The sequence below is a fragment of the Streptomyces canus genome (genome assembly GCF_030816965.1).
GTDB lineage: Bacteria > Actinomycetota > Actinomycetes > Streptomycetales > Streptomycetaceae > Streptomyces > Streptomyces canus_E.
Window position 1 is genome coordinate 3318040 of the sequence record NZ_JAUSYQ010000002.1, and the last position, 16763, is coordinate 3334802.

Annotated in this window: 13 protein-coding genes; 7 read left to right on the plus strand and 6 right to left on the minus strand. The window is 70.2% G+C overall.

The window, feature by feature from the left end; genetic code table 11:
- Position 1: 1 nt before the first annotated feature.
- The gene (locus tag QF027_RS16140) at positions 2 to 1069 is read right to left on the minus strand and encodes an ABC transporter substrate-binding protein (protein WP_307075270.1); all 1068 of its coding nucleotides are present in this window, start codon (positions 1067 to 1069) and stop codon (positions 2 to 4) included.
- A gap of 1029 nt (positions 1070 to 2098) precedes the next feature.
- Between QF027_RS16140 and QF027_RS16145 the strand changes: the two genes are divergently transcribed.
- On the plus strand, positions 2099 to 2491 hold the full coding sequence (locus QF027_RS16145; RefSeq protein WP_307075272.1) for a hypothetical protein: 393 nt from the start codon (positions 2099 to 2101) through the stop codon (positions 2489 to 2491).
- Positions 2492 to 2794, plus strand: a complete 303-nt coding sequence (locus tag QF027_RS16150) for a DUF4232 domain-containing protein (RefSeq protein WP_307082387.1) — start codon at positions 2492 to 2494, stop codon at positions 2792 to 2794.
- Between the two features lie 392 nt (positions 2795 to 3186).
- Here the strand turns inward: QF027_RS16150 and QF027_RS16155 are convergent, their stop codons facing one another.
- Positions 3187 to 6426 carry a BTAD domain-containing putative transcriptional regulator gene (locus QF027_RS16155; RefSeq protein WP_307075274.1) on the minus strand — a complete coding sequence of 1080 codons (3240 nt, stop codon included), beginning with the start codon at positions 6424 to 6426 and terminating at the stop codon, positions 3187 to 3189.
- Between the two features lie 234 nt (positions 6427 to 6660).
- Here QF027_RS16155 and QF027_RS16160 point away from each other — a divergent pair, with 234 nt between their 5' ends.
- The 3 genes from QF027_RS16160 (at position 6661) to QF027_RS16170 (ending at position 9822) form a co-directional block, all read left to right on the plus strand.
- Positions 6661 to 7410, plus strand: a complete 750-nt coding sequence (locus tag QF027_RS16160; RefSeq protein ID WP_307075276.1) for an SDR family oxidoreductase — start codon at positions 6661 to 6663, stop codon at positions 7408 to 7410.
- A 75-nt stretch (positions 7411 to 7485) separates the two neighbouring features.
- Positions 7486 to 8082, plus strand: coding sequence for an NAD(P)H oxidoreductase (locus QF027_RS16165; RefSeq protein WP_306981661.1), 597 nt, complete (start codon positions 7486 to 7488; stop codon positions 8080 to 8082).
- Between the two features lie 174 nt (positions 8083 to 8256).
- Positions 8257 to 9822 (plus strand): MFS transporter, encoded by a 1566-nt coding sequence (locus QF027_RS16170; protein ID WP_307075278.1) that lies wholly within the window; start codon positions 8257 to 8259, stop codon positions 9820 to 9822.
- A gap of 134 nt (positions 9823 to 9956) precedes the next feature.
- On the opposite strand, the gene QF027_RS16175 is transcribed toward QF027_RS16170, so the two are convergent.
- From QF027_RS16175 to QF027_RS16190, 4 genes are all read right to left on the minus strand, one after another.
- Positions 9957 to 10814, minus strand: coding sequence for a hypothetical protein (locus QF027_RS16175; RefSeq protein WP_306981657.1), 858 nt, complete (start codon positions 10812 to 10814; stop codon positions 9957 to 9959).
- A 110-nt stretch (positions 10815 to 10924) separates the two neighbouring features.
- Complete coding sequence (locus QF027_RS16180) at positions 10925 to 11755, minus strand: hypothetical protein (protein ID WP_307075280.1); 831 nt, start codon at positions 11753 to 11755, stop codon at positions 10925 to 10927.
- Positions 11756 to 11796: 41 nt separating this feature from the next.
- A complete protein-coding gene (locus QF027_RS16185; protein WP_306981653.1) occupies positions 11797 to 12198 on the minus strand; it encodes a hypothetical protein in 402 nt (133 codons plus the stop codon).
- A gap of 372 nt (positions 12199 to 12570) precedes the next feature.
- A complete protein-coding gene (locus QF027_RS16190) occupies positions 12571 to 14148 on the minus strand; it encodes a glycoside hydrolase family 32 protein (RefSeq protein ID WP_307075282.1) in 1578 nt (525 codons plus the stop codon).
- A gap of 208 nt (positions 14149 to 14356) precedes the next feature.
- On the opposite strand from QF027_RS16190, the gene QF027_RS16195 reads away from it, so the two are divergent.
- The gene (locus QF027_RS16195) at positions 14357 to 15766 is read left to right on the plus strand and encodes an ABC transporter substrate-binding protein (protein ID WP_307075284.1); all 1410 of its coding nucleotides are present in this window, start codon (positions 14357 to 14359) and stop codon (positions 15764 to 15766) included.
- On the plus strand, positions 15763 to 16758 hold the full coding sequence (locus QF027_RS16200; protein WP_307075286.1) for a carbohydrate ABC transporter permease: 996 nt from the start codon (positions 15763 to 15765) through the stop codon (positions 16756 to 16758). The genes QF027_RS16195 and QF027_RS16200 overlap by 4 nt, the downstream gene beginning before the upstream one ends.
- Positions 16759 to 16763: the final 5 nt, after the last annotated feature.

Consider the following 16763-nt stretch of genomic DNA (forward strand, 5'->3'; position numbering starts at 1 on the left):
GTCACTTTCCGATGAGCTTGTCGATCTCGGACTGCGGCAGGTCGTTGATCGGGTACGAGTCGTCCGGCTGGTCGGGCTTCACGTAGTCGGCCAGGTTCTTGTCGGTGATCTCGGGGAGCGGGACGGTGATGTCCTGCGGGACGGACACGCCCTCGCGCTTGGCGACCGCCGCCTCCAGGGCGATGACCGCGAGGTAGTTGGGCTGGGCGGTGGCGATGGATGAGAAGCCGGCCTTCTGGTGGGAGCGCCACATCTTCAGGAAGCCGTTGTAGTTCTCGCCGGTGACGGGAACGAGCTTCTTGTCCTGCTTGACCAGTGTCTGCAGCGCGGCCGCCGACAGCGCGCCGCCCTGTGAGAAGACGCCGTCGATGTCCGGGTGCGCGGAGTAGGCGGAGGCGAAGGCCTGGGCGGCGGGGGCGAGGTTGTACTCGCTGTGCACGTTGCTGACGATCTTGATGTCGGGGTACTTCTTGAAGACGGCCGCGGCGCCGGCCCAACGGTCCTCGCTCACGGCCACGCCGGCCGGGCCGTTCATGGCGATGACGGTGCCCTTGCCCTTCAGCTTGTCCGCCAGCCAGGTGGCCATCATCGAGCCCCACGCCTTCTGGTCGGTGCCGACTCTGATGACCTTCGTGCTGGTCGGCAGGGAGTCGAAGGCCACCACGGTGATGCCGGCCGCGACGGCCTGCTCGAGTGCCGGGTTCAGCGCCGTGGAGGAGCCGGCGTCGACGATGATCACGTCGTACTTCTGCTGGATCATGGCGCGGATCTGCGCGATCTGCTGCGAGGTGTCGCCGTTGGCGTTCAAGGTCTTGAACGAGCTGACCTTGCCCGCCGACTTCAGCTTGGTGACGTCGCCTTCCATCATCTTCAGGGTCTGCTGCATCCACGACGGGGTCAGGTAGATGGTCGACCAGCCGACCTTGAGGTCCTTGGCCGCCGCCGGGGAGGCACTCGAGCCGCTCTTGGCGGTGGAGCTGTCGGACTGGACGTCGCACGCGCTGATGCCGGCCAGCGCGCACAGGGAGGCTGCGACTGCCACCGCACCGCGTACAGAACCTGCGTTCATGGAAGCTCCTCAGTTCGTTCGGGAGACCCAGGCCAGACCGAGTGGCCGGGTGTTGGTGAGGTCGGGAGCGGTCTTTCGCGAGGCCCGCGGCGCCGGAACAGCGGCGTTCCGGCCGGTGGGGGGCGCTTTGCCCGATGAGGACCGTTGTGTTGAGACGGCAATGTAGGAGGTGCGCGCGGCCCGGCACCACGTCTGCAACACTAAATTTCGCATTGCACAACATGGCCGCTCGGAGGGCTGCGACGGCGGTTGGTCACCGCAGTGCCTGGGCGAACACCGAACCTCGTCAGCGTCAAAACGTCGGACGGCAGGACGGCCTACGTGACGGTGCCGTTCGACGCGGCCGACCTTCCTGGTCGACATGCCGGTTCAGACAGGGCCCCTTCGGTCCCCTCCCGTATCCCTGGCATCCACCCGACGTACCTCCCGCCCTGACGGACCAGGATGGCAACGGGTCCGTCGGCCACTTCAACGGCTCTAGGTACACGATCAACGTCACCCGCGACGGCGATGGCCGGTAGAACTTCTACGACGGCGACGGCGACGCGCGACTCGCCGGTTACGACTACCGGACCCGCAGCTGGCCCCGCGCCCTGGGGCCGAGTGCGCCATGCCCGCCCCCGGGAGGGCGGGCACACCCCGGCGTCGGCGCGACCGACCATGACCCCCGCGCGAAATGTAAGGAGCCCAGCCATTCGTCCGTGAGGAGCTTCGTATGGAGACCGACTCCGAGGCGGAGGGCCTGACGGCCGGGCTGATCCGGATCGTCGAGGCGGCTCGATCCCGCGCACCCGAGGCGCGCGCAGCCCTGGTCGACGACGTGACCTGCTCGGTGACGACACCAGGCCGGGAGCTGCCACACCCTCGGGCGATGCCGATGTTGCAGCTTTCGGGACGGTCCCGCACGACGGAACCGTCACCCTCGTGTGCGAGAGCCGTAACAGTCCTTGCGGGAGGCGTGAATCCGAAGCCAGGGTGAGCATCCTGTCAAGACCAATCCCAGTACGTCAGCAGCCACGGGGGCTCACGATGCGCATTTTCCGCAAGACCACCCACGCCCGGACGCTTGGCACCCTTGGCCTCACCGCCGCCGCACTCCTGACCGCCACGGCCTGCCAGCCGAGCGACGACAAGGCCGGCGCCACCCCGCCGTCGAAATCCTCCACCTCCCCTTCCGTCTCCGCGTCCACGTCGGCTGTCCCCTCGACCTCCGCGCCGTCCTCTGCCGAGTCTTCCGCGCCGGGCCGTCCGGGCGAGGCCGCGGACGACCCCACGGGCATCGACGGCAACTGCCCCGACGACGACACCGACGTCAAGGTGGAGTGGGCCGTGCCCCCCACGAAGGACGACTCGAAGCTCCTGCTGACCGTCACCAACACCGGCACCAAGGCGTGCAAGCTGCGGACCTATCCGGTACTCTGACTGGAGGACGGCGACGGCCGGCTCGTGGCGGTCTTCGAGAACTCCAAGCCGCAGACCGAGGTGACTCTCGCACCCGGCAAGGAGGCGTACGCGGGTCTGCTCCTGCGCCAGAGCAACGACGACGTGAGCACCCTCGTGAAGAACTTGGCGCTCGCCCCGCACGGTCAGAGCCCCGACACCAACACGGGCGAGGGTGTACTCCTGGAGCTGCCGAAGGGCGGCGTGCGCATGGACGACAAGGCCCGCGTGACGTATTGGAACAGCAGTTCGGAGGCTGCCGTGTCGCCCCTGTTCGCCCACTGACGGGGCCGCCGGACGCCGGCTGCCCCGCGGCCTGCCACCGCGTTCGAGGGGCCCCGGGGATCCCGGGGCCCCTCACAAGCAGTCACACGGTTCGCTCTCGGCCCGGCCGGTGCCGGCCGGCGCCTCCACCAGGGTCGGCTTGGGGCGACGGCGGCACCCCACTCGAGCAGCTCATCGAACAGACCGGGCCGTTTTCTGTGCGGGCAGTTTCCGCCCCACGCACAACAGGCCTCACGCCCTGGTGCGAGTTCCTCGACGTTGCGGCCGAACCCGGTCGGCAGTCCCGCACGGAAGCTTCCCGCACGGAAGCTTCCCGGGCGGCCGGTAGAGGGCCTGCGGACGGTGGTCAGCAGGCCCCACCGCAACCCCGCGCCCCCAACACGTCCCCAGGATCAAAAACTGAAGCCGCGGAGACGCTGCCGGCTCACCGACGCACGCCCTGCCGCCCCAGCCGGTGTCCCGCCTGCCGCTGCCACCGCCACCGCCTCCTCCGGATCGAGCCCCTCGCCGCGCAAGAATGCGGCCTCGAACGCCCCCTCTTCCAGTACCTCCCGCGCCCGTACCGTCGCGCGGTTCACATCGCCGCGTTCCGCCGGGGGCAGGGGAGCGCCGGTGGCGGCGCGGGTGGCGGCGGCGGCGCCCAGCAGCAGGGCCGCCGGCTCCCCCTCGCCCGAGAGGGCAAGGGCAGCGGCCAGGCCCTCCAGGGCCAGGGCGACCGCCCGCGGGTCGCCCGTCGAGCATGCCGTGGCGTACCCCTCCTCGTGCAGCGCCCGCGCCTCCCCCGCATCGCCCCGCAGTTCGGTGATGAACCCGAGCTCGGCCAGGAGCAGCGCGTTGGCACCGTCCAGTCCGACGTCCGTGTGCCACGCCCGCACCGCCCGCAGATGCGTCTCCGCCTCGTCCAGCCGGCCCTCGCGCCGCGCGCCGAGCCCCAGCCCGAGCTCGGCGTTGATCTCGCCCGCGCGGTAGCCGATCTCGGCCGCGGAGCGCCGGGCGCGCTCGTGGTACTCCCGAGCCCCGTCGAAGTCGCCGGTCAGCAGTGCGATCCGCCCCAACCCCGACAGCAGGTCGACCGCGTGGGTGGAGAGCCCGAATTCCTCTACCGTCACCAGGGCGTCCCGCTGCAGACGGGTCGCCCGCGCGTAGTCGCCGTGGATCTCGGCGACCGCCGCCCGTGGGTACACCGACCACAACTGCCCGCAGGCGTCGCCGACCGCGCCGAACAGCTCCACGCTCCGCGCCGCGTCCCTCTCCGCGCCCGCCGGGTCGCCGGTCAGCAGCCGCTGCACCGACCGGTCGGCGAGTGCCGCCGCCTCGCCCCACCGGTCGCCGAGCTCCCGGAATCCCTCCAGTGCCTGCCCTGTGAGCACCCCGCCCTCGGAGGGATCGCCCGTGCCGCACAGCGTGTGCGCCAGGAACCACCGTGCCCACGCGCCCCCGGCGACGTCGCCCACCTCCCCGTACTCCTTGAGCGCCGCCTCGATGCGCGCGGCCCGGTCCTCGCCGTCACCGCCCAGGATCGTGATGCCGACCTGCCACACCCGCACCCGCGCACGCAACGCCGTGTCACCGCCCGCCAGTTCGAGCGCGGACGTCACCGAGCGGCGCGCCTCGCCGAGCCGCCCGCGCAGGACCCAGTACCCGGCGAGGGCGTCGACGAGCCGCAGCGCGTGCGCCGCGGCACCGCGCTCCACCGCTCCCTCCAACGCCCAGCGCAGGTTCGCGATCTCGGCGTCCAGCCTGGTCAGCCACTCGCGCTGACCGGGCCCGCGCAACTGCGGCTCGGCGGTCTCCGCGAGCCCCGTGTAGTACGCGAGATGCCGTTGCCGTACCGCCGCGAGCTCACCGGCCTCCCGTAGCCGCTCGACGCAGTACGCCGCCACCGACTCCAAGAGCCGGTACCGGTCGCTCGCGACGACGACCAGCGACCGATCGACCAGCCGCACCAGGAGATCAAGCACATCCACCCCGTCGCCCCCGCACACCTCCTCGGCGGCCTCCAGCGTGCAGCCCTCGGCGTGCACGGCGAGCCGCCGCAGCACCACCCGCTCGGGCTCGCTCAGCAGTTCCCAGCTCCAGTCGATCATCGCGCGCAGGGTCTGCTGCCGTGCGGGGACGCCACGCTGTCCGGCGCCCAGCAGCCGGAACCGGTCGTCGAGCCGGTCCAGCAGCCGGTGCACCCCGAGTGCCCGCACTCGTGTGGCGGCCAGCTCCAGGGCCAGCGGGATGCCGTCCAACCGACGGCAGATCGACTCCACCGCACCGCGGTTGTCGTCGTCGAGCGCGAAGCCGGGCGCGGCGGCCGCCGCCCGCACCGCGAACAGCTCGACCGCACCCTCGACATCCAGCGGCGGCACGGCCCACAGGGTCTCCCCGGCGAGTGCCAGCGCCTCCTGACTCGTCGTCAGGACAACCAGTCCGGGCGCGGTGCGCAGCAGCAGTTCGACCAGCGCGGCGGCTTCGTCCACGACGTGCTCGCAGTTGTCGAGGACGAGCAGCATCCGCTTGCCGCGCAGCACGTCGGCGAGTCGCTCGGCGGCGCCCGGCGTCAGGCCGCCCTCGGGCCGTACGCCCCAGACCCCGTCGTCGCGCAGCCCCATCGCGACGGCGACGACCTCGGCCAGGTCGCCGCCGGCCCCGGCGCCGGCGAGTTCGACGAGCCACGCCCCGTCCGGGCAGGTGTCGTACATCTGCTCGGCGACGGCCACGGCGAGCCGGGTCTTGCCGACGCCGCCGGGCCCGGTCAGGGTGACCAGTCGGCGCCCGGCGAGGAGTTCGCGTACGTCGGCGATGTCGTCGTCCCGGCCGACGAGCACGCTGATCGGCGTGAGGATGTTTCCACGGGCGGCCTCGGCCGCGGTATTCGGGGCGGCACCCGGGGCACCTGTGCCGACCTCCTGCCGTAACAGCGCCCCGTGCAGCTCGACGAGTTCCGGGCTCGGATCGAGGCCGAGTTCGTCGGCGAGCCGGGCGCGCAGGTCCTCGTACTGGGTGAGCGCCTCGCTCTGCCGGCCGGCCCGGTACAGCGCCCGCAACTGCACGGCCCGCAGCCGTTCTCGCAGCGGATGCCGTTCGACCAGCTCGGCCAACTCGCCGACGAGTTCGGCGTGTTCGCCCGCGTCCAGCCGTGCCTCGGCATGCGCTTCGAGTACGGCGAGCCGGTCCTCCTCCAGCCGGTTCACGGCCGCCCGGGTGAACGGCTCCTCCGCGAAATCGGCGAACGCGGGCCCCCGCCACAAGGCCAGCGCGCCGGCCAGCAGCCCAGCCCTGGTGCGGGCGTCCGACGCCGTCCTCGCCCGCGCGGCGAGCCCGGCGAACCGGTGGGCGTCCAACGCCTGCTCGGCAACGACGAGTTGGTAGCCGGGCGCACGGGACACTACGAGCTCACGCCCGCCCGCCTCGGCCTCGTCGAGCACTCGCCGCAGCTGGGAGACCTTCGCCTGGAGGGCCCGCGTCGGGTTGCCGGGCGGCTCGTCACCCCACAGGTCGTCGATCAGCCGGTGCGCGGCGACGGGCCGTCCCGGTTCGACGAGCAGGGAGGCGAGCAGGGCACGGACCTTGAGTTCGGGAACTCGGACGGGCTGCCCGTCATCCGTCCAGACGGCCGTCTCCCCCAGTACCCCGAATCGCATGCCGCCCACGGTAACCCGGCCGCCCCGAACCCACCCGAACAGATCCGTAACACCGCCCGAGCCGGACTCGAAGCGCCGGGCACGACAGTCCTCTCAACCGAACTCCGAGCATCCGAGCATCCGAGCATCCGAAGCAAACGGAACGCAGACCGCGGACCCCACAACGCGGGACCCCCAACGCGGAATCCCCGCGCGGGACGCGGCACGTCGGAACACCGACCAAGGAGAACCACCATGGGACGACTGACGAACAAGACGGCACTGGTCACCGGCGGCAGCCGCGGCATCGGCCGGGCCATCGCCGTGAGGCTGGCCGGGGACGGCGCCCGTGTCGCCGTGCACTACGCCTCGAACGAGACGGCGGCGAAGGAGACAGTGGCCGCGATCGAGGCCGCGGGCGGCAGCGCCTTCTCCTTCCGTACCGAGCTGGGTGTTCCCGGCGACGCCGACGCTCTCTGGAAGGCGTTCGACGAGCACGCCGACGGTGTCGACATCCTGGTGAACAACGCGGGCATCGCGGGCCCGGGCCTGATCCACGAGGTCTCCGAGGCCGACTACGACAAGGTCTTCGCGGTCAACGCCAAGGCGCCCTTCTTCGTGATTCAGAAGGGCCTGGACCGGCTGCGCGACGGCGGCCGCATCATCAACATCTCCTCCGGCGTGACCAAGGTCGCCTTCCCCGGGATGACCTCCTACGCCGCCGCCAAGGGCGCGGTGGAGGTGCTGACCCTCACGCTCGCCCAGACTCTGGGATCGCGGGGCGTCACGGTCAACGCCGTCTCCCCGGGCACGATCGAGACGGACATCCACCCATGGATGGCGGATCCTGACGCCAAGGCACACGCCGCCGCGTTCTCCGTCTTCAATCGGGTCGGCCGGCCGGACGACGTCGCCGACGTCGTCGCCTTCCTCGCCTCCGACGACGGCCGCTGGGTCACCGGCCAGAGCATCGACGCCAGCGGCGGCTCCGGCCTTGGCGTCTGATCCCGGCAACTGATCCCCCGCCCGATGCCGGCCTCCGAGGCCGGCGCCCCCGCTCCTGGGAAGGAGAGCCGCATCATGCCCCACACCCTCCTCGTCGTCGCCCACCCACGCCCCGACTCGCTGACCGCCCAGACGGCCGCCCACCTGCACGCCCGCATAAAGGACGGTGGCGGCACCGTCGACCTGCTCGACCTGTACGCCGAGGAGTTCGACCCGCGCCTGGCTCCGGTCGACGAACCGGACTGGGCGGACCGTGAGAAGCGGTACTCGCCCGTGGTGCACGCCCATATGGAGCGCATCACGGCCGCCGACGACATCCTCGTCGTCTTCCCGGTGTGGTGGTTCGGGCCGCCCGCCATCCTCAAGGGCTGGATCGACCGGGTATGGAACTACGGCTTCGCGTACGGCCGCAGCACGCCACGCCTCGCGGGCAGGCGGATGGTGTGGCTGGGACTGGCGGGCGGTTCCGCGCCGGAGTACGAGAAGGCGGGCCTCGACACCGCGATGGACGTCCAGCTGCGCGTGGGGATATCGCAGTACTGCGGCATCCCCGACTCGACGGTCCGCCTCGTGTTCGACACCGAGCTCTCCGGCGTCCCGGAGGCGTCGCGCCCGGGCCGGGTACGGAAGATCCTGTCGGCTGCGGCGGCGGCCCTGGACCAACGGAACTGACAAGAGCACCACCGCGGCCACCCCGGCCGGCCTTGGGCCATCGGGGTGGCCGCGGCCGTTTCCTCCCACCGTCGCTCGCCTCTGTGCTGCTCGTCGCCGCTCCCGGGCGCCGTCGCAACAGCACCGCAACACCGTCCGAGCCGAACCCGAAGCACCGCACCGGACAGTCTCCCCATGACTTCACTGACGCCCTCCCGGGCGGGTGCCCGCCAATGGCTCGGCCTCGCCGTACTCCTGCTTCCCGTGACTCTGATGACGGCCGACCTCGGCGTGTTGTGGCTGGCCACGCCCTATCTGACCGCCGACCTGCGGCCCAGCGGCGCGGAAGTGCTGTGGATCACCGACATCTACGGTTTCCTGACCGCCGGCCTGCTCGTGATCATGGGCACGCTCGGTGACCGCATCGGCCGCCGCAAGCTGCTGATGGCCGGCTCGGCCGGTTTTGTCGCGGCCTCGCTCGTCGCCGCCTACGCGCCCGACCCCGAGACCCTGATCATGGCCCGTGCGGTGCTCGGCGTGGCGGGGGCGGCCGTTCTCCCGTCCACGCTCTCACTGATCAGCCATATGTTCGCCGATCCGCGACAGCGGGCCACGGCGATCGCTATGTGGGTGAGCGCCCTCTCCGTGGGCCTGGCCGTCGGGCCGATCGCCGGAGGCGTTCTGCTGGACAACTGGTGGTGGGGCTCGGTGTTCCTGATCGGTGTGCCGGTCATGGTGCCGGTGCTGGGCGTCGCCACGGTGCTGCTGCCCGAGTACCGCGATCCGGCGGCCGGACGGCTGGACCTGACGAGCGTGCTGTTCTTCCTGCTGACGGTGCTGCCACTGGTGTACGGCATCAAGGGCGTGGCCGAGCACGGCCCGAACGCGACGGCGGCCACGGCGTTCGCCACCGGACTGGGCTTCCTGATCGTCTTCATCCGCCGTCAGAACCGGTTGGAGACCCCGTTCCTGGACCTGCGCCTCTTCCGCCACCGGGCCTTCACGGGTGCCCTGCTCACGCTGCTGCTGGGCATGACGGCGCTGAACGGCGTCGAGTACCTGGTCCCGCAGTACCTCCAGGCGGTGGCGGGAAAGTCACCGCTGGAGGCGGGGCTGTGGTTGCTGCCGGGCGCTGCGGGGCTGGTGACCGGTTCGCAACTGACGCCGGTACTGGCACGGCGCGTCCGCCCGGCCTACGTACTGTTCGGCGGCCTGCTGGTCTCGCTGACCGGCTACGGGACGATGGTGGTGACGACCGGTGTCGTCCCCACGTCGACCGCGCTCGCAGTGATCATGTTCGGCGTGGCCCCGATCAGCGTGCTCGGTACGGTGCTGGCGGTCGGCTCCGCTCCGCCGGAGAAGGCGGGAGCAGCGGCGGCGACCGGTCAGACGGCGTACGACCTGGGCCTGGCTCTGGGCATCGCGGTCACCGGCAGTGTCGCCGTGGCGGTCTACCGCGGCGGCATCCCTTCGGACGCCCCGCCGGAGGCACGGGACACGCTGGGCGCGGCGCTGGCAGCGGCCGAGCGCCTGCCGAACGGTACGGAACTGGTCGCCGTCGCCCGGGAGGCGTTCACCTCGGGACTGCAGACCGCGGCGACGGTGAGCGCGGGCTTCGCGCTGGTGACGGCGGCACTGGTGATGACACTGCTGCGTCACATCCCGCCGATCCCGGCAGCGGCTCCGGAGGAGGAGCCGGCGCCCCGTGGCAACGACCGGCTCCAGGACGAGGCACCAGCGGTACCGTCCCGGCCACGCTGATGGCCCGCCGCCGCACCGGGAGCCGTTTCGGGGACGCCCGCGCGGAGCAGGACTGAGCCTGGCCCGGGTGCCCCCTCGGCGGTGATCAGTCAGCCTCTGCGAACCGGCCACCGCGGTCTCGGCCGGGAAGCGGCCTACTTGACGTCGACGAAGTCGCCGGTCGCCTTCGCGGTGCCGGTCGTCGTGGTGCCGGCGAAGACGAAGCGGTAGAAGCCGTCGGAGCCGGCCTTGGTGGTGGTGCTCAGGGCGCCGGTGTTGTTGGTCTTGACCGTCTTGAGGGTGGTGTAGGTGCTGCTGTCCTTCTTGCGGAACTGCAACTGCACCGGCTGGCTCGTGTATCCCGCGTACTTGCCCGTGGTCCAGTTGGCGCGGCTCAGCTTGCCGGTGACCGTGATGGTCTTGCCCTTCTTCACCGGCTCCGGGGAGGCGTTGGCGGTCAGCTTGGCGGCACGCTTGATCTTGGTCCTGGCGACGTCGTCGTCGTAACTGGCGTTCGCGTAGAGGTCGTAGGCGCCCAGGAAGAGTTTCCAGGTCCCCGCGGTGCCGTTGCCGTCCTTGAAGGCGACCGCGGGGTCGATGGTGAAGACCGTCTTGCAGCTGTAGCTGTAGCCGTTCTGGACCGGCGTCTCCGTGCAGGTGGGGTAGTCGTCCGACTCCAGGCCGCCGGTGATGGTGTCCGTGCTCGAACTGTCGGTGCCCTGCCACAGGAACGCCTGGGTGATGGCTACGCCTTCCTCGTCGAAGGCGGTGAACGTGACGGGAACGGCCTTCTTGCCCGTTACGCCGAGAACGATGTCTTTGCCCTTGTTGACGACTCCGTTCTTGAATGTGGTGCCGCCCAGCGCGTCCTGCGGCCGGACGCTCTGCGAGGCGAAGACTCTGAGATCCGTCGCCGCCCCAGGGTGCTCCGCTGCCTGGGCGGCGCTCGGAAGAACGAGCGCCGAGAGTACGACGGCGCCGGAAAGGACGGTGGCAGCAGCGCGTATGCGCATGTGATTCCCCAAGGTGAGGTCGGGCGGCCCTGCCGAACTGTCCTTGTGGCAGGGCCTGTTGATGTGGTGGTGAAGAGGCCGGTGCGTGCCCGGCTCCCCGCGGAAGAAGTTCAGGGCGTGGGAGAGCGCAGGAGGTCGTCGATGTCGAAGCTTCTGTCGGGCGTCGGGTAGAGGTCCGTCGGGTAGAGGTCCGTCGGCTGGGAGCCCGGTGTGGGTACATCGGCCGGGTCGGCGGTGGGCTTGCCGTCCGGGCTGCACACCTGCGGTGCCGAGGGCTCGGACAGTTCGTAGTCGGCGACCCGCTGCGACCGGAAGTCCACAGTGGCGCGACCCCAGAGGTCCTCTTCGCCGCCGACCTCGACCTCCTTGGGCAGTTCCTTGCTCGTCAGCGGCTTGCCCACGGTGATCGAGAGGAGGGCGCCCTCACAGGGACTGCGGTCCGTCGCGTAGAGGGAAGCGGGCAGGGCGATCTTCCGCTCGACGCCCGCGTCCTCATGGAGTTCGACGCGTTTCACCCGGCGGATGTCGAAGTAGTAGTCGGGTCGCGCCCCGTCCGAGAGGCGTTCGCCGTCGGCGCCGTTCGCGACTCCGTACACCAGCTTCCAGAACTCGACCTGCACCGTGATCTTCCGGCAGAGCGGTCCGATGTACCCCGGCAGGCTGGCAATCCTCAGCCCGACGCTCACAGAGTTCTCCTTGGGCGTGTCGACGGCGAGCCGGACCCAGTCCCTGGATTCCTCGGCCGTCCACCCCTTGTTGTCGTGGCAACCGGACGCCCCCGTCGGATACGGGGGAGTGAGAGACGGGGTCGGCGAAGGGCTCGGCGACTCGGACACCCCCGTCGCGCTCTCGGACGGATCCCCGGAATGGGAGGTGCCGTGGGCGCTCGAACAACCCCCGGTGAACAGGACGGCCACGGCGAGTGCCGCGACGACCGGCACGACGGAGTCTTTCCGCCCAGGTGTGCGCCTCGGTACGCACCTCATCGGTCGAACCAGTTCCTGGCTTCCACGGCGCTGAAGTTTCGCAGCACGACGAGGGCGAAGACGATGCCCGGGAGAGCCGAGAAGCCGCCCTGGAGCAGGCCCAGCACACCGATCAGCAGGCTCAGCGCCTCGATGACGATGACCGTGACACGTATCCCGTTCGACCGCTTGCCCGCGAAAACGCCGCACAGCAGAAGCGCCCCGGCGATCAGCAGCGACAGCACCGCCAGGAACCGGAGCAGCCCGGCCCCTTCGTCCTGACCGTGGTCCGCCGCGTCGTTCACCAAGGCCAGCAACAGGAATCCCGCCGCCAGGTTCAGCACGGCCTGGACCCAAACCCCCACCAACGCCAGCCTGACACTCGTCGGCATCTGCGCTTTCACGCCCGGTGTCGTCATGAATGCAAGAAAACGGCACACGTGTCAGGGACACGTCGGTAGGAGTACGTATTTCGTGTACGTATGTGCCATCGCCGCCTGGCCGCCGCGATCTCCTCCGCCGTCGCTTCGGCGCGCGGAAACACGCTGTCTGCTCTCGGCGACGAGGTCCACGGGCGACCAGGAGGCGAACGCGTTGTCGTCAGTCTCCCCCACTTTCGGCTTCGCTCGAGCGGGGGGACCCCCATGACCCCGCTCGGGTTGCCTGGAAAGCGCCGTCTCTTGCAGCCGACCTGATCCGCCGGACAGGCCCTGGCTTGCCTCGGTATGGAGAGCCCTGGCGCGCCGGTCGTCGGCAGCCTCCCGGCGCGCCCCGGCCACCGCCCCGTCGGATCAGACCGTGAACTCCCGGATCACCACGTTCCGGAACACCGCCTGCCCGTCGATCGTGAACAGCGCCAGTGCGGTGTCGGACGGGTCGGGGAAGGCCTCGGTCGAGTGCACGTACCGGCCGTCGCCGACGAACATCTCGACGGACGTGCGGTCGACGAGGATCCGCAGGCGGACCGTGCCGGCGGACAGGTCGAACGGCGTGCGGCTCTCCTGCCAACGGCCGGAGGTGTCGGGGCTCACGGTGTAACCGCGGTTGACGAAGGCGTAGTCGCCGTAGACTCCCGCGTCGATGTGCCGCCCACCGTCCGACGACCGCCGCAACTGGAGGCCGGCGCCGACCAGTTGGTCCCAGGTGATCTCACAGGTCAGCTCGTACGCGGTACCCGTGTAGTCGAGCGGTCGTGTGCCGTCGACCGCGATGTCGCCGAGGTCCACCGTGCGCGACACATGGTCGTCCAGGGCCGCCACCGGCTGGGACGCCAGGTAATACGTACCCGACGCGTGCTTCAGCCGTACCTCTCGGACGATCGAGTCGGTCCCGTTGAAGCCGTCGCACTCGATGGTGGGCGTGGTGGTCGCGTAGTCCCAGTGGTTCATCCAGCCGATCGCATACCGCGCGTCAGAGTCCAGGATCCCGCTCGCGTCACGTTTGTCGAAGGTGACCGCCGCGTACCAGTCCCAGCCGTGGTCCAGCCACTGGGGATCGGACGCGTCGGCGGTGAAGGTCGTACCGTCGAAGGAACCCGTCCAGTACGCGAACGTGCTCGGCAGCCCGGAGCCCTTGCCGTTGGCGCTGGCGCCCAGCACCCACTTCCAGGTCCCGTCGTCCGCCCTGATCCGGAAAAGGTCGGGGCACTCCAGGACGCCGATGCCGCCCTTTATGAAGCCGCCGACGTACGTCCACGCCTTGAGGTCGGCGGAGTGGTAGAAGCCGACTTTGTCGTTCTCGGCGAGCAGCATCACCCACCGCCCGCGCTCCTCGTCGCGGATCACCTTGGGGTCGCGGAAGTCCCGTACGCCGGGGTTGGGGAGGACCGGGGCGGTGCCGTGGTTCGTGAAGGTGCGGCCGTCGTCCGTCGAGTAGTACAGGTACTGGGCCTGGGTGACCTCGTCGGGCGCCATGGTGGCGAGGACGATCACCGCGCCCGCACCGAAGCCCGCCGTGTCGTCCGTGTCGACCACCGCCGAGCCGGACCAGACATCGCCGTTGGGCGTCGTGTCCTTCGGCACGGCGATGCCCCGGTCGGTGAAGGAGACGAGGTCGGTGCTGGTGGCCAGGCGCCAGGCGGTGCCGGCCGTCGTGCCGCCCGTCGAGTAGTCGGCGTTGTAGAGGTAGTAGTAGTGGTACTCGCCGTCGATCCAGATCGGGCGCTGCGGGTCGTTCATCCACTGGTCGGGGACCGTGAAGTGGTACTCGGCGCGGTAGCTGCCCGTGCACGCGGCCGTCGCCTCGCGGGGCACCGCCACCGCCGGTCTCACGAGGTCCGGCAGCAGAACACCGGCGGCGCCGACGGCCGAGGCCGTCAGCAGCGACCGCCTGGACAGTGTCTCCCCCGGGCCGAGCGAACTCCTCTTCATGCCACGCATCGTGCGCCTCCCTTCCCCGACGTCGTCGTCGGGACGCGGCTCATCTGGACCGGAACCGTATACCTAACTCGTTAAAGGTCAAGCCCTCTCGCGCCCGCCCGTTCGCAACTTCCCATCCGCGCACATCCCTTGACAGAGCCGCAGCGGGGTTCTCATCATCGTGAAATCACACTCCGGCTAACACGAGTTAGGCTCGCCGATGACCGACTCGCTCCTCTCCCGACGGGCCCTGATGCGTTACGGCGCATACGGCGCCGGAGCCGCCGCTCTCGCCGGTGTCGCGGCCGGCTGGGACCGCCTCACCGGCGCCGACATCCCCGGCCGCGACGACGGCTCGCTCGTCATCGCCACCCTGGGCTCCGCCTTCAACCCCGAGGCGCAGCGCGCCCTGCGCGACGGCTTCCGCGAGGTCCACCCCGACATCAGGATCCGCATCAACCCCGTACAGGCCTACGACTGGTCGGACTTCTTCTCCAAGATCCTCACCCAGATCGCCGCGGGCACGGCACCCGACCTCGTGTACGTCGCCACCGAGGGCGTGCAGCTCTTCGCCCAGCGGCTCGGCGTACCGCTGGACAGGTGGGCGAAGCGGGACGCGGCCGAGCTGCGCACGTACTTCGCCGACGTCCATCCCTCGCTGGTCGAGTCGATGATGTACGAGGGGAGCCTCTACCAGCTGCCGGTCGAGTTCAACGCGGCCGACATGTACCTCAACAGCCGGGTCCTCGAACGCGCGGGTGCCGACCTCCCCGACGACGACTGGACCCACGACGACTTCACCACGCTGCTGCGAGCGATGAAACGCAGCAACGGCGACCGGTTCACCCCGTACTTCTGGACCAACCGGCTGTGGGGCGGAGTGGTCCCCTGGCTCTTCGCCAACGACACCAACCTCCTCACCGAGTCCAAGGCCCCCGGCGGCGACTGGCTCTGGAACTCCTTCTATCCCGAGGCACAGCGGCGCGGCCGGGGCGGCGGCTACCGGTGGACGACACCCCTGGCCGACTCCGACCGCGTCACGGAGGTCTACGACTACCTCTCCTCCCTCGTCCAGGAGGACCTGTGCACCCGGCCGGAGGGCGGCGACGGCCGCAACCTCGTCGGCGTCTTCTCCACCGGCCGCGTCGGCGTCACGCCCGCGGGCGGCTTCTGGGCGGGCGGCCTGCACCAGGCGGGCATGAAACCGGCCGACTACGACGTGCGGTACTTCCCGCGCCGGCGTACCCGGCGTCACCAGTTCGGCGCCGCCGGGTACGCGATGCTGCGCACGTCGAAGATGCGGGACGAGGCCTGGGAGTTCATCAAGTACACCGCCCGCAAGGACGTGATGACCCAGCTCTTCGCGGCCAACCAGACCACTCCGGCCCGCCGCTCCATGGTCGACGAGGCCCGCTACCGGGAGACCGGCCCGGCCCACTGGCAGGTCTTCTACGACACCCTCGACAAGATCCCCACCACCGGCCCGATCCCGGCCCCGCCGCAGGTCAACGAGGTCGAACAGCTGCTGATCAAGCACACCGGAACCGCCCTTGCGAGCCCCGGCGCGGTGCGTCCCGCGCTGCGCCGGCTGCAGGGGGACCTGGAGAAGGCCATGGAGCGTGAAGTGTGACGAACACCGAGATCAGGCCCGTGGGGCCGGAGCCCTCCCGCATCCGCAGGAGCCGCAGGAACCGCGGGACCGGTCAGCCCCGTAAGGCATCCGAGTCCACGGCCGCCACCACCCTCCGCACCCGGGGCACCCGTCTCCTCGCCGTCCTGTTCCTCGCGCCCACCGTCGTCGGCATCGTCGTCTTCACGGTCGTACCGATCGTCGGCTCGGTCGTCCTCAGCCTGTTCCAGTGGGACGTGATCGACGACCCGCGGTGGGCCGGAGCGGCCAACTACCGGGAGATCCTGACCGATTCGACGGTCCTCGTCTCCTTCCGCAACACGCTCGTCTTCATGGTGCTCGCGGTCGCACTCCAGTTGCTGATCGCGCTCGTGCTGGCGATCGCGGTGAACGGCCAGATGCCCAAGTGGCTGCGGTCCGTGTTCCGTTCGGCGTTCTTCTTCCCGCTGGTGCTGTCCGCCGCGTCCATCTCGGTGGTGATGAAGTACCTGTTCAACCAGGACTTCGGCCCCGTGAACTGGCTCCTCGGCACGGTCGGTGTCCCCTCGGTCCCCTGGCTGACCTCGGAGAACGGGGCGATGGCGGCCGTGGTCCTGGCGTACGTCTGGCAGCAGTTCGGCTTCTCGTTCCTGCTGTTCGTCGGCGGCCTGAACAACATCCCGAAGGAGGTGCACGAGGCGGCTTCGCTGGACGGCGCGAGCGGGGTGCGCAAACACCTCGCCATCACCCTGCCGCTGCTGTCGCCCACGCTACTGGTGGCGTCCGTGGTCGGCATCATCAACGCCCTCCAGGTCTTCGAGCAGCCGTACGTCCTCACGGCGGGCGGTCCCGGCGACTCGACGCGCACGGTCGTGATGGTCATCTACGAGACGGCCTTCGAGCAGCTCCGCTTCGGCGAGGCGTCCGCCGTGGGCGTCCTGCTCTTCGCCCTGATCATGGCGGTCACCGCACTCCAGTTCCGGCTCAGCCGGCGTTACGTCCACTACCAGTGAGCCGG

Bases quoted from the DNA above. Each gene is read 5' to 3' on its own strand.
- QF027_RS16175 (WP_306981657.1), bottom strand. From the start codon at position 10,814: ATGCGCATACGCGCTGCTGCCACCGTCCTTTCCGGCGCCGTCGTACTC.
- QF027_RS16165 (WP_306981661.1), top strand. From the start codon at position 7,486: ATGCCCCACACCCTCCTCGTCGTCGCCCACCCACGCCCCGACTCGCTG.
- QF027_RS16140 (WP_307075270.1), bottom strand. From the start codon at position 1,069: ATGAACGCAGGTTCTGTACGCGGTGCGGTGGCAGTCGCAGCCTCCCTG.
- QF027_RS16145 (WP_307075272.1), top strand. From the start codon at position 2,099: ATGCGCATTTTCCGCAAGACCACCCACGCCCGGACGCTTGGCACCCTT.
- QF027_RS16160 (WP_307075276.1), top strand. From the start codon at position 6,661: ATGGGACGACTGACGAACAAGACGGCACTGGTCACCGGCGGCAGCCGC.
- QF027_RS16190 (WP_307075282.1), bottom strand. From the start codon at position 14,148: ATGAAGAGGAGTTCGCTCGGCCCGGGGGAGACACTGTCCAGGCGGTCG.
- QF027_RS16155 (WP_307075274.1), bottom strand. From the start codon at position 6,426: ATGCGATTCGGGGTACTGGGGGAGACGGCCGTCTGGACGGATGACGGG.
- QF027_RS16170 (WP_307075278.1), top strand. From the start codon at position 8,257: ATGACTTCACTGACGCCCTCCCGGGCGGGTGCCCGCCAATGGCTCGGC.
- QF027_RS16195 (WP_307075284.1), top strand. From the start codon at position 14,357: ATGACCGACTCGCTCCTCTCCCGACGGGCCCTGATGCGTTACGGCGCA.
- QF027_RS16185 (WP_306981653.1), bottom strand. From the start codon at position 12,198: ATGACGACACCGGGCGTGAAAGCGCAGATGCCGACGAGTGTCAGGCTG.